The sequence below is a fragment of the Hymenobacter koreensis genome (genome assembly GCF_039541855.1).
Taxonomy (GTDB): Bacteria; Bacteroidota; Bacteroidia; order Cytophagales; family Hymenobacteraceae; genus Solirubrum; species Solirubrum koreensis.
In genome coordinates this window covers 403,538-415,593 of record NZ_BAABHA010000015.1, presented here as the reverse complement: position 1 = coordinate 415,593, position 12,056 = coordinate 403,538, and the positions used below count along the sequence as shown (strand labels likewise).

The following is a 12,056-nucleotide window of genomic DNA, read 5'->3' as shown; positions in this document are numbered from 1 at the left end:
ACCAGTATTTCTTACATTATTGTGTTACTCTTTTCACCACCTGTGTATACACCACATACCTATACGGGTACACACCATCTTCATAACGTATTGTCATACACGGTGTTGCAGTAGTTGGTATATCTAGTATTATCTGCTATTAGGGGTGTACGTGTATGTCAGAAAAAAGTCAGTAGCGCGTCGTATCTTGTGGCAATGGCAAGCAGCAGGTTCGATTGGCAAGTGATTCGTGTAGGTGTGATGAAAGACCAAGCGTACTGTTTCCCCACACTGCGCCCCGATGGGAAACGCAAAGCTGAACACCTGGTACCCCTCAGCCCGACCCCACCCCCGATTCTGCCCAGCCCAACGACACCCGATGCGCTACCCTACACCGTAGTACATAATGGTATTATCGGACGTAGAAATATGATTATGTTAACCAGTGTTTGGTATATGGGCAAACGCCTATCCGCTTGCGTGTACGCTGGCGGGGCAACGGCCAGCGTTGCCGGCCTCCCCTCCCCTAGTGGGTTGACCGTGTGGTACATGGGCATGGGTGTAACGCGCTGATTGTGTGGGCGTGACAGACTACTAGAACATTCCCCTCTTTTCTCCCTTCTCCCCTACTCCACCGATGCCCCCAAAGGCCAGCGACCAGACAGCCCTGATAGCCCTGTGTGTAGCAGACCTTGCACTCACCAAGGTAGCCCACGCTAACCAGTTGGCGCCGGGTGACTTGCGGATGCTCTGCCGCCTGTCCGTACTGGCCGCAACGGGCTTACGCGTGACCTCTCGCAGCCTCGCCGACATACAAGGCTGCGCGATCAGCTACACGAGCAAGGTTTGCCAAGTATTGATAGCTGCCGGACTCGTGGAACGGTTCAGCCGCAAGGACCGCACCCGACCCACGCCAGCACTACTCTTAACGCCAGCCGGCAGCCTATTGGTTAGCCAGGTGCAGCGCGAATTACGGGCCGCAACCCGCCGATTACAGGCCGTGGAAATGCGTCCTTTCGCACGCGTGATAAAAAAAGTTCAGAAATAAAACCGCCTATACAGGCTGGAAAGGCACATTTATGTATTTTTCTGAAATATTTTTCAGTAATTACTAACACTATGTCAGAAACGTACGTATATTTGTTCAGAAAGTAAGACGAACCACTCCCCCACCCTACCGCCCGCCAGCGTCACGGCACCCGACCCCATGTTAGTAGCCACCATCACCTACAGCAATGCTCCCGAGTTTGGCGCACAGTTCGCCACCATCGAACTGCGTGAAACCGGCTATGCCGTTGTGCTGCATTTCCGCGAAAAACGCTACAACTGCACCACCCAACAGGACGAGCCCAGCCTACACACGTTTGACTATGCCGGGCACCTTCGCGGGGCACATTATTCAATGGAAGAGCTGGTAAAGCTGGCCCAAGCCGGCCTAGATAAATACGCATACCGCGCCGGCTACCGCGGCAAGATGGAGTACACGGTAACGGAGCCCCAGCAATACACCGTAGTACGCCGCGACCTTGTAACCGACGAGGAGCAGGTGCTAGCCACCGCCACCGAGCAGGACGCCCGCACACGCTACGCCCAGGAAGTACAGGCCTACAAAGCCTCCGACGTGCGCAGCAACGAATGTGCCGCAATGCTAGTCGATGGCTCCATTATGCTGGCCCTAAAGGACGCAAACGGCAATATTGTTGCAGCCCTTTACAGCGACGAAAGCAGCGAACCAGTAGACCGCTATGCCGCCAAATACGGCCAGCCAGCACCGGAGCAACTAACCCCGGAAGCCCAGCAGGCAGTCAACGAAATGAGCGCCGTACTCGCCGCCATCAGCACGCCCAACTTTTTCGGCAAGGCAATCAAGGCAGTAGCATTTGCCTGCCTGACCGTTGCTTCCCTCGCATCCTGCACCGTTGATCGAATGACTACCTACGGATACGGGCTGGAGCTGACCGAGGAGCAGGCCGCCCGATTCGACAACGGCGAGACGATAACGGTACACCATTTCGGAATGTGTGGCGGTTTCGGCATCTGCGAGAACGACCGCGAGACGTGCAGCACCGAGCACTACACGGTAAGCCAAACTACGGCCCCCACTAAAGCCCGCTAACGCCATGAAATACGGCAAAACAAAGGAGCAACTAGCGGAGATGCTAGAGCAACTATTAGGCAACGACGCGCGAGTTTATCCGGACGAACTACAGGTAAACCGCGGCAGCAACAAATACAACGACCGTTGCAGCTGGACCGGAACAGCCTACCAAAACGGCCTAAGAATAGACCTTGCCAGCTGGGACACAATGACCGAATGTGTAAAGCATGGAGTAGCAATAGTGGGCGACATGGGGTGCGTAAACTCCTTAGAAATCAGCACCAATGCAGGGGCTACTAGGTAAGAAGGTACGAGTCTACCGCAACCTGCACACCGGCAATTTCAGCATCCAACACAAAGGCAGAGTCATTGCCCACCTGCCCAGCATCACCCTCACGGCCGTCACCTTCACCGTTCAGCCCGCAGGACGCGCCAAAGTACTGGCCACAAAGCAAAAACAAGTACATGCGTACGTGAACGGCACCGTAGCACCGGACGCACCAGCACCCACCGCCCGAGCCAGCTACAACCCCTACAAAGCCGGAACCTTTACGACGACAGACGGACAACCCGTAACCGCCGCGCATACCGCAGTACTGACCCAAGGAGCCGTTTTTTTCAACTAACCCCGCCGCGCAGCGTCACGGCCACCACCACATGAGCCAAGTACTAACCATTCGCAAAGGACATAAAGTGTTTATTTCTACACCTACCAACTTCTACGGTGCCAAGGTTTTAGGCGTAGCAAAAAACCATATCCGGGTAGTGTGCTACTACGATAGCCAAGGCCCGCACAATGTCAGCAAGGACTCTGTAAGCCTCCAAGACGGACAGTATTAACACGACAGCCGGAGCAATCCGGCACCGTCCGGCAGTAGTGCTGCCGCTGATGAGGACAAAGCAGTCCGAAACGGAAACCCAACCAACCCCAACAACCGCCGCCAGCGTCACAGGCCAATACCACTATGGCAAACACCACCGCCACCACCGCCAACATGTTTACAGTAAACGCCGGAAGCGTAATCTTAACCGCAACAGCCAAGCACAAAGGCAGTGTTTTCGGCTTCCCTAACGAGCCAAAACAGCGTGGCAAAGGCTACCACAACTATTTCGTTTTAACCGTTAAGAGCAACAACGGCAGCCGCGCAACATTCAATTACTACGGCAGCATCAACGACCACAGCAAAGGCATAACCGAACTAGGCGAAACCGGCATTAAAGAGGCCCTAGGTTGCGTATTGTCCGACGCTAACAGCGCCGCCAATTGGACTAGCACCGATGATGTAATGGATGAATTTGGTTACGACACAGACAGCCGCAGCCAATACAAACAAGCCAAGCAGGTATTTAAAGGCTGTCAAGCCGCTGCCGAAAAAATGGCGAAGCTAGGTCTAAGCCAACACGATATCGAGGAGTTGTGCGACCAACTGAACAACTAACACCCACAGCCGGAACGCTCACCCCGTTCCGGTCCTGTCCGGTAGTATGCTGCCGCTGACGAGCTGAACACACAGCGAAACAGGAACCCACACACAAAGCCCGCCAGCGTTACGGCACCCAATCCCATGAGATACGCAGTCATTGAGTTTCTAAAAAGCCGATTCGGTTTTGAAACCGGAGCCATGTACGGCCACGGGCATTTTGCCACCCTCGAAGAAGCCGAGGCAGCAGCCGCTAAGGCCCGCGCCATTATGGGCTACCGTGTGGCCGTTGTACCGCTGGATAACGCCAGCGCATACCTCGACTAATACCACAACCAACCCCGCACCCACCATAAAAGCCGCTCAGCGTTACCGAGCAATACGACATGATAGAGTGCATTCACCCGAAAACAGAGTTTAAGTCCTTTGCCATTACGCAAGAGCACAGAATAATAAAAGCCCCTAGCGGCTACGCCCACATGGAAGAGGCGACGTCCGTTTTCCGTCTGATGCTTCATTGGGGGTTTAAATGGGCCGGAAAGGTTGAGAGCATAACCGGAACTAACCTAAATAATCGGCTTTTTTTCGTGGATACATCCGGCCATATGTGGACACCAACCGACTATAAAGCCGACGAGGTAAATCTTTTTGGCCTGATTAAACCAGGCTCCGAAGTAGTGATTTACCGGATAAACTAACCCCGCGCCCGCCATGCCCCACGCTACCGCCTCCCTGCTGGCCCTGATTCTGGCCACTGCCTTACTGCTCCTTGCTGGACTGCTCACCATGCACCCGGTATTGCTGACCCTCGGCACCTTCTTAGCCCTCGGCCTAATCGTTCACCTGTTCGAGTTCGACCCCAAAACGCCCGCCAACTAACCCCGTTTTCACCCCACACGCCGCGCACGTTACGCGCCATCTTGCCATGCACGAGTTCACCGAACCCGGCCAAGTATTAGCAAACGGAGCCATTAAAATGCCCGCAGAGTATCACGCGCATTTTTACGAAACGGGCCATTATTGTCCGTGGCCCGCCACTTGGATAACACCGCGCTATGCCTCGCTACACCGTGGCGTTCAGATAACCGAGCCAGGGTATTACATCAAGCGCGGAGACTGTGTTAAAACAGCCAGTGAAGTAGCCGAACGGCTTGCTAGTTCCGCCCTTGAAAACGACGAATATGCGTTTTCGCTCAAGTGGGCGGAAATACTCGGCATTGCCGACCTCTTTCAACAAAAGTATAACGATTCAAAAATCAGCGAGAAGTAGATGTATCTCCTAATTCCTTTTTCGGACCAATCCCCCACATTCGTGCATGGGGTGGAGTTTGGGCGGCTTTTGACCCAGATGGAGAATGGGCAAATGGTAGTCGAAAACCAAGGGTTTCCGGTTCATGCCGCAAATGCTAAGGTATTGAAAGCTGCCGCCAAGCAATACGGCTATACCCCAGTGTTTGGCCCATGCACGGACCAGACCGGGAAGCTATACCCCGATTGGCTGGCATTCCGGGCAGTTAAATTACCGGCTTCAAACTAAACGCTTGGTCTAAAAACCAAAATAAAGAGAATGAGCAGCGAGGACAAACTACGGCGGCACATTCGCTTCCTGCACACCTACCACAAGCGCGACAAGCATTTGATTAAATGCCTGTTTAAGCTGCTCGACAAGGAGCGGCAAAAAAACAATCTGACCGGGCAGACCCCAAGCCATTAGGCCCGTGTGCGGCAGTCCCTCGGGGCTGCGTTGGACAACTAAACCAACAGAAACATGAAACCACCATAACCGACCGCCGCCCCCGCATTGTATTCATTTTCAACTTCGCTGCCGAGTGTGATACGGCCCCCTATTATGAAAACCCTGAGAAAGAACCCACATGCAGTTCCCCGAAGAACTTTGGAAGGATATACCCGGCTACGACGGCGTATATCAGGTCAGCACGTTTGGCCGCATACGTAGCTTTTCTAAAGTAAATGCCCGTGACGGAAGGTTGCACATTCGCCGGCCAGGTCTTACCAATGGCTATTACAAGGTTTGTTTGTATGATAAACACTCCAAGGTTAAAGCGATTTCCGTTCACAAGCTGGTTGCTACTGCGTTTATCCCAAATCCCAACGATTATCCCGTGATAAACCATATTGATTGCAACAAGCTAAACAACAACATCAATAACTTGGAGTGGTGTACGCGCAAGCACAACACCCAGCACGCTGTCAGGATGGGACTGTTTGCCCCGAAGTACTTCAAGCACAAATCCAAGAAAAGGCCCAAGAAATGAAGTCTAACCCGTTTCGGCGCTACCAGCTCCTAGGGTACAGAGTAACAATACTGCACCGGATTGGCCGGTGCAGTATTGGCCTCTTACACATCCCGCGACTAGCCGACACCTACGTAGCAAGGTTTGCCAGTTTTCACGGCACCGGCAATTCCCATACAAAAGCATTGGCCGAATGCCGCCGCCAGCACACAGAGCAGCGCCAGCAGGAACGGGAAATACTAACACCGCAACGCATCTTAGCCGCTGGCTTTCCCTCGGCCATTTTCAGGGAGTTGCTTGCCTACAACGAGCTACCAGAGGTCTTTGAGCTGTCACGGGCTGAACTACGGCGGCAACTAACCACGCCAGCCAGGGCCGAGCACAATTTCAGTCGCTTCGGGAAACACCTGCACAAAATCAGCATCTACTTAGGGCCACGCAAGCGAAACTAAGCGCGGACCACCATCACGGCTGATTACACACCGCCCGAAACTTCAAGCCCATGCATTCCATGCTTACCAGACAGAGATACACAGGCTCGTGTTCGATCAAGTCCGCGCACGAAACCGCTGCGGCGCAAATACTCGGTTCGGTTTTATCTATCCGAGCGATTCGCTCCCGCATCAGCCCCAACACTAACACCCGCCCATGTCCCGCTACCTGAACCTGAACCGCTACGCCAAAGCCTGCGGCCTCACCCGCTCGGGCGTGCTGCACCGCGTCAACACCGGCCACCTGCTCGCCGTGACGCGCACCACCGAGTACGGCCCGCGCTTGTTCATCGACGCCGAAGCCTACCCGCCCACGGAACAACCGCGCCGGCTCCGCACCGGCCCCCGACGACCTAAATCCAGCCAGTCACAATCTTCCCACGCGCTCAACCAACCTCAAGCGACCATGCCCGGCAAACTCTTTACCCTGCGCGTTTACGGCAAGGCGCCGGGCGCTTTAACCACAGTGGCACGAAGAGGCTACATAGTGCTATGCAAGGCCAAAAGCCAAGCGCGGGCCGTGGAGCTTATTTCCACTCATGTCCAACGCACCACATTAGGCACATTGCGCACCTACGGCAGCGTATCAGCTAATGCACTTCACCACAAGTTATCAGACATCCACGAGGAAGGGGTATGGGCCATTGAAGCCGACAACCCCACAGACCCATCTGTTGAAGTGGTTTACACCGGCCCCCAGCGACCCAAACCGCAACCCAACTAAGCGCGAACCATGAAATTCTCCGAAATACCGCAGCTTATTCGCCACGGAAGCTGGGAGTGCAACTATTCCCTTGGCAGCCTTGAGTCCACTATTCAGGATTTTGTAACCAATGAAGGTTTGCAGCTCTTGCCTGACTTTCAGCGGGCCACGTTTGGACTGAGGCCCAGCAAACAGCTTACGTCGAATACTTCCTCAAAGGTGGGCGCACGGGCATGGTTATCTACTTTAATAAACCATCTTGGCGAAGCCAGGCAACGACCGATTACGACGACTTTGTGTGCGTAGACGGACTGCAACGCCTTACTGCCCTGCTTCGCTTTCTACGGGGCGAAACACAGGCATTTGGACAGTACTATCACGAGTTCGAGCAGGATATACAACGAGCACGCAACTCAGATTCGCTACGCTTCAATATCAACAACCTGCAAACCAAAGCACAGGTACTTGAGTGGTACTTGCAGATGAATGCAGGCGGCACCCCGCACACCGCCGAGGAAATCGAGCGTGTCCGGCTGCTGCTGGCCCGCGAGGTTCAACCCTTGAATACATAGAATAACCAACCCCGCCCTCTCTCTCCACAACCACACACGTCATGCATCACCCGTCCCACATCCTCGTGCCGCGACTGTTCATCGTCACCCTGCCCAAAACCGAGCAGCGCCGCCTGCTCCGCTTGGTCAAGGCGCAGAAAGGCCGCTAACCACTTTTGCATAATGTTCGTACACAATGCAAATTTATTTCGTACCTTGCGCCTATAACACGGGTGGAAGCGTGTCGAGAAACTAACATTTGGAGTCGCCCTCTACCAGACCCAAATGCAAGCCCCGGCTACTGTCTTCCACCAGTAGACCGGGGCTTTTTCTTACCCGTGCCTTCCGCGCCTTTAAGCAGAGTCGGATGGGATGAAGAAGCTGACGCAATCCCTCTTGTAATCGGGCAATCCGAGATGGGCTTATAGGGACCGTCCAGTACACCGACCATGCCGCTGGCTCCATCCAGTCATGCTTGTGCTGTCCACTTAACTCTCCTTACTCCTAGCATTCAGCTATGGGGGTAAGGGGGCTTAAGTGGACAGTTCCCAACAACCACCGCTTCACCATCAGTCATACTACCATGCTTACGTTAGCAGAGTTGACAGCCAAAGCAGATGCCATGCGGCAGTGCCCTACCTTCTCGGAGGGGCGGGCCTATGACTCCCTGCTCGGCGGGCCAGCGTTTGAGAACCAAGTGGTATTCGGTTTCTACATCCTGGACTTTGTAATCCCGAGCAAGCTCCTGATTATCGAAATTGACGGGGAAAGCCACTTGGCTCAACGAGAGCACGACCAGAAGCGCGACGCGTTTTGCGTGGCCCTGGGGCTTAAGGTGCTTCGCATTCCCAATCGACTTGCAAACACGGCCGCGTATGAAGCTAGCTTGTACCCCGACGTAGAAGGTTATGCCCGCAAGTGGGAGAAGGCACAGCGCACCGCAGCACGCAAGCAGGCGCGTATCGAAACCAAGCACGCCACACCCACCCGCGTACGCAAACAGCGTCTAGCGGCAGACAAAGCCGCAACGGAAGCCAAACGCGTCCAGCGCATTCAGGCTGTGCAGGCTTTACCTGCTGACGCCTCCTTTAAGGAAGTTCGGGCGGCCCTGGACTTTGCCGCCCCAAGCAGAGGCTGTAAAAAGAAGAAGACGCCGGAAAACCGAGAGGCGCGGATTGCAGCAGGTATAGCACGGCAGGCAGAGAAAAAAGCTAAAAGAGCGGCCAAGCTAAAGGCCAACCCCAAGCCGCGGTTCGTGAAACCATATGGTACCCTGACCACGCTTACAAAGACGCAGGTAGAAGCCGGCCGAACAGAAAACGGCGGATTCACCCGCGAGCAACTCGCGTCGTGGGGCGTGCCGTGGCCGCCACCGAAAGGCTGGAAGAAACGCTTGACGGAGCAACCATGACCACCGAGCAGTTTGAGCACCTCGTTTTCCGCCTCTCCAATACCTGCTTCGTGCGGCACTGGATGAACTGGAAACAACGGGAGGAACCGCCCTACTACATGGCGTTTGTGTTGGTGGATTGGCAGAGCCAGCCCTTGCTGCCCTACGCCGGCGACTTAGAACGCTACGGCCCGCACACCACCGAGCCGCTAGGCAACCACACTGTATTCATCTTTGAAAGAACCCAGCCATGAACGAGCACCTAAAAAAATACCTAGACGAGTTTGTAAACGGAAACCCCCACCAAGTTTTTGACCAATCACTCATTGATGAAACACTTGGCTTTTTGAACAAACACCCCGAATACGAGACAGGCGCCAAAGCCTACCGTGTTTACGTCCGGTGTTTGGCGCGCAAAAAGACTGAGCTGGCGCAACGCATTAAAAACAAGTACGGCCAAATTTTCCCCAAGCCCGACGACGCCAGCGTAGCAATGGGATTCGCCCTGATGGCTGTTTCTAGACATCCAAAGCCATGACCACCGACACCCCCGAATACCACGCCGTTTTCGAGCAAGTGGTGAACAACCCCTACGCCACGACCCACGAGCTGCTGAACCTACGCACCCAGCTCCGCGCCGAGCAGGAGTCCGCCGCGCAATTCCGCATGGGCGTGGAGGACGCGCTGAAAAACCTACATCACATCGCCGTGGAGCGTGACAAGCGTTTTGACGGGGTTTGCCCCGAGGAAGTACGAGAAGCCGCCCGAAACCTGAACATCAACCTCGACTAGCCATGAAGACCGTCATTGAACTCGATTACAAAGAGGTTTCCGCTGCTATTTCTGCCTACGTGCGCAACAAAGGGTATGACGTGCAAGTGGTCCGCCTGGTCTTGCCAGAAGGCGCCGAAAAAACATCCGTCGGCGCTCGGGTGGAAGCCACTCCGCGCAGCACCTACAGTTCCACTAGCAGTCTCGCTAATCAGACAGCGAGGGTGGAGTCACAAGGCAACGACCGATAGCCATGAACACGCTCTACCACTACCTCGGCCTGCTGGTATTCTGGTCAGCCGTAGCCATTGCCGCCTACGTGGTTTCGCTTGCATTGTGGGACAGGTGGAACGTCCACGCCTACCTGGTTAACTACTGGCTCTGGGTCAAGGTGTTTGTCTTTCGCCGGCCGCTGCACATGACCTACGCGAGTGCTTACCGCATGAACCGCTACGCCAAACGGCGCAAGTGGAAGATGCAAGTTCCACGCAACATCATTGCCCGCTGCATTCGCCACTCCAAGCGCATCGGCTGGAAACCCGAAACCAACTACTAGCATGAGCCTGACCAGAGAACAGAATGCGCCGTGGCCCGACGGACGGGAGTTGGATGCGCTCGTAGCTACAGCCTTGATGGACTGGACCCTTAGTGCAGAGTCTTGGTACGACAACGAAGGGCTTGAAATGACGGTGTTTCGGTCACCCGACGAATCCCTAATCGACGCGTTTAGCGGGTGGCTGAACTGGCGGGATATTGACTTTTCCAATTTGGAACACATCCCGCACTACTCCACCGACATCGCTGCCGCTTGGGAAGTGTTTGAGAAGGCAACGGCAAACATCAAAGAGAAGGGCGAAGAATTGCCTACTCTGTTTGCCTCGTACAGAGGTGGCTGGGTGTGCATGCACGGGAACTGCGCTGGCGACGGAGAAACCGCCCCGCTGGCTATATGCCATTATGCGCTTGCTATTACGCTAAAATAGCTGCTGCCACACCCAGCGCAGGGCCATGAACAGCAGCACCAGCGCCCCGATAACCAGCGGGCCAATAAATCGGTCGGAGGGGTTGTAACGCCTCATAACGGTAAAAAGGAAAGCCCCGCCAGCAAGGCCGGGGCTTTTTTTGTTGGTGGCGTATTCTATTTCTCCACTTCTTCGAGCTGGGGCGCGGCCTCGTCGTCGGTGTTGCGCGTCTTGTACGACACCTCGGGCAAGAACATATCGTCGTCGCCCTCGGGCCGCTCGCCGATTTTCCAGTTGGGGGCCGCATTGTACATATGTATATAAGGCTCGAACACGTCAACCCGCACCTTGTCGCGGCCCTTCACGATGTAGGGCAGGCTGATGTCGTTGTTGCGCACGCCGAACAGAATGAAGTTGTGGTCGGCGTTGAACTTGCGCTTGAGCCGGGCAATATGCACGGCGCCGATGCCGCGCGTGCCGCGCCGGATTTCGCTGCACGTCCCGGCCGGCAAGCCGAGCTGGCGTTCGATCCAGACCCGCGACTGGCTGCGGCCCTCGCGCTCGATCTTCTCCACCTCCTTCACGAAGCGGTAGTCGATCCAGTGCTGTTCGAGGTTGACCTGCGCCTTGTCGGCCACGCGGCGGGTGTTGGTTTTCTGGCCGGCCTGGCGGGCGCCGCCTGCGCCGCGTGCGGCGGGCCGGAGTTGGGTAGGGGTCGTCGTGTTGGACATCGTGTGTGGTTGGTGAGTGGGTAGGGCGGGGTTGGTGCCTTCTACGGGCGCCGGGTTTCAAAGTTCATAAATTTCGTACGGGCAGCCAACATTTAGTGTACGATTCACCAAACAATGCAAGCATCCGGTTCCAATCATGTTCCAAAAGGGCAATCACCCTGGTAAGTGTCTAATTATCAGGCTTGCATACACCATGTCAATCATGTTTAGCGCCGTGGCGGGCAGTAGGCCTAGTTCGCGGTGCAGGGTGGGCGGGGCAGCGGTAGGTGGCGGCGGGTTGTGGTGGGGCATGAAGCGGAGCAGCAGACGGATACCGGCAGAGCAGCCGGCCCGAGGCGTAAAAGTCGCAGAAAAGCCGAATGTTCGACCCGCCCGCTACTACTCCCTTTTTTATTGACCCAGGCACCGGCTAGGCACCGCGCCTTGGTGCCTAGCTTTGGCTGCCGGCTAAGTGAACGGCCGCGCGCATCAACCCCAATCCCTCGGCCTGCGTAGCTGAGTACTTGCGCTGAAAAACACCCCGATGGGCAACGATATGGAATCGAAAACTGCCATTTACGGAGCCAAGAGTCTACCCGCTAAATCAAGCAGGCTATCGACCAGTTGCAGTGAAGCATGTAAATTCTTAAAACCCGATTCCAAGCGTATTTTCACTGAGGCTCGCTCCAGTACCACCCACGCCGGCCGGGCGGTGGCGAAGTAGA

General features: G+C 55.3%; 19 protein-coding genes. 18 read left to right on the top strand and 1 reads right to left on the bottom strand.

Features of this window, described 5'->3' with window-relative positions; translation table 11 throughout:
* Window positions 1–1,186: 1,186 nt before the first annotated feature.
* The 18 genes from ABD903_RS20615 to ABD903_RS20530 all read left to right on the top strand — a co-directional run bounded on the left by ABD903_RS20615 (window position 1,187) and on the right by ABD903_RS20530 (window position 10,642).
* Entirely contained in the window at window positions 1,187–2,095 is a 909-nt protein-coding gene (locus ABD903_RS20615) for a hypothetical protein (RefSeq protein WP_345227335.1), read from the top strand.
* A gap of 4 nt (window positions 2,096–2,099) precedes the next feature.
* Complete coding sequence (locus ABD903_RS20610; protein ID WP_345227333.1) at window positions 2,100–2,381, top strand: hypothetical protein; 282 nt, start codon at window positions 2,100–2,102, stop codon at window positions 2,379–2,381.
* The gene (locus tag ABD903_RS20605; RefSeq protein WP_345227331.1) at window positions 2,362–2,703 is read left to right on the top strand and encodes a hypothetical protein; all 342 of its coding nucleotides are present in this window, start codon (window positions 2,362–2,364) and stop codon (window positions 2,701–2,703) included. Before ABD903_RS20610 ends, ABD903_RS20605 begins: the two co-directional genes overlap by 20 nt.
* A 339-nt stretch (window positions 2,704–3,042) precedes the next feature.
* On the top strand, window positions 3,043–3,516 hold the full coding sequence (locus ABD903_RS20600) for a hypothetical protein (RefSeq protein ID WP_345227330.1): 474 nt from the start codon (window positions 3,043–3,045) through the stop codon (window positions 3,514–3,516).
* A gap of 126 nt (window positions 3,517–3,642) precedes the next feature.
* On the top strand, window positions 3,643–3,825 hold the full coding sequence (locus tag ABD903_RS20595; RefSeq protein WP_345227328.1) for a hypothetical protein: 183 nt from the start codon (window positions 3,643–3,645) through the stop codon (window positions 3,823–3,825).
* 384 nt (window positions 3,826–4,209) lie between these two features.
* Window positions 4,210–4,377: a hypothetical protein gene (locus ABD903_RS20590; protein WP_345227326.1), complete on the top strand. Its 168-nt coding sequence runs from the start codon at window positions 4,210–4,212 to the stop codon at window positions 4,375–4,377.
* Window positions 4,378–4,423: 46 nt separating this feature from the next.
* The gene (locus ABD903_RS20585) at window positions 4,424–4,768 is read left to right on the top strand and encodes a hypothetical protein (protein ID WP_345227324.1); all 345 of its coding nucleotides are present in this window, start codon (window positions 4,424–4,426) and stop codon (window positions 4,766–4,768) included.
* Window positions 4,769–5,065: 297 nt separating this feature from the next.
* Window positions 5,066–5,212 carry a hypothetical protein gene (locus ABD903_RS20580; RefSeq protein ID WP_345227323.1) on the top strand — a complete coding sequence of 49 codons (147 nt, stop codon included), beginning with the start codon at window positions 5,066–5,068 and terminating at the stop codon, window positions 5,210–5,212.
* Between the two features lie 160 nt (window positions 5,213–5,372).
* Entirely contained in the window at window positions 5,373–5,774 is a 402-nt protein-coding gene (locus ABD903_RS20575) for an NUMOD4 domain-containing protein (protein WP_345227321.1), read from the top strand.
* A 627-nt stretch (window positions 5,775–6,401) separates the two neighbouring features.
* Entirely contained in the window at window positions 6,402–6,968 is a 567-nt protein-coding gene (locus ABD903_RS20570) for a hypothetical protein (RefSeq protein WP_345227319.1), read from the top strand.
* 212 nt (window positions 6,969–7,180) lie between these two features.
* Window positions 7,181–7,519, top strand: a complete 339-nt coding sequence (locus ABD903_RS20565) for a hypothetical protein (RefSeq protein WP_345227317.1) — start codon at window positions 7,181–7,183, stop codon at window positions 7,517–7,519.
* Between the two features lie 562 nt (window positions 7,520–8,081).
* Window positions 8,082–8,909: an endonuclease domain-containing protein gene (locus ABD903_RS20560; protein ID WP_345227316.1), complete on the top strand. Its 828-nt coding sequence runs from the start codon at window positions 8,082–8,084 to the stop codon at window positions 8,907–8,909.
* Window positions 8,906–9,142: a hypothetical protein gene (locus tag ABD903_RS20555; RefSeq protein WP_345227314.1), complete on the top strand. Its 237-nt coding sequence runs from the start codon at window positions 8,906–8,908 to the stop codon at window positions 9,140–9,142. The genes ABD903_RS20560 and ABD903_RS20555 overlap by 4 nt, the downstream gene beginning before the upstream one ends.
* The gene (locus ABD903_RS20550) at window positions 9,139–9,426 is read left to right on the top strand and encodes a hypothetical protein (protein ID WP_345227312.1); all 288 of its coding nucleotides are present in this window, start codon (window positions 9,139–9,141) and stop codon (window positions 9,424–9,426) included. The genes ABD903_RS20555 and ABD903_RS20550 overlap by 4 nt, the downstream gene beginning before the upstream one ends.
* The gene (locus ABD903_RS20545; RefSeq protein ID WP_345227310.1) at window positions 9,423–9,680 is read left to right on the top strand and encodes a hypothetical protein; all 258 of its coding nucleotides are present in this window, start codon (window positions 9,423–9,425) and stop codon (window positions 9,678–9,680) included. The genes ABD903_RS20550 and ABD903_RS20545 overlap by 4 nt, the downstream gene beginning before the upstream one ends.
* A 2-nt stretch (window positions 9,681–9,682) precedes the next feature.
* Window positions 9,683–9,910 carry a hypothetical protein gene (locus ABD903_RS20540; RefSeq protein WP_345227308.1) on the top strand — a complete coding sequence of 76 codons (228 nt, stop codon included), beginning with the start codon at window positions 9,683–9,685 and terminating at the stop codon, window positions 9,908–9,910.
* 2 nt (window positions 9,911–9,912) lie between these two features.
* Window positions 9,913–10,215 (top strand): hypothetical protein, encoded by a 303-nt coding sequence (locus tag ABD903_RS20535; RefSeq protein WP_345227306.1) that lies wholly within the window; start codon window positions 9,913–9,915, stop codon window positions 10,213–10,215.
* Between the two features lies 1 nt (window position 10,216).
* A complete protein-coding gene (locus tag ABD903_RS20530; RefSeq protein ID WP_345227304.1) occupies window positions 10,217–10,642 on the top strand; it encodes a BC1872 family protein in 426 nt (141 codons plus the stop codon).
* Window positions 10,643–10,797: 155 nt separating this feature from the next.
* Here the strand turns inward: ABD903_RS20530 and ABD903_RS20525 are convergent, their stop codons facing one another.
* Window positions 10,798–11,352 (bottom strand): hypothetical protein, encoded by a 555-nt coding sequence (locus ABD903_RS20525; RefSeq protein WP_345227302.1) that lies wholly within the window; start codon window positions 11,350–11,352, stop codon window positions 10,798–10,800.
* Between the last annotated feature and the right edge of the window lie 704 nt (window positions 11,353–12,056).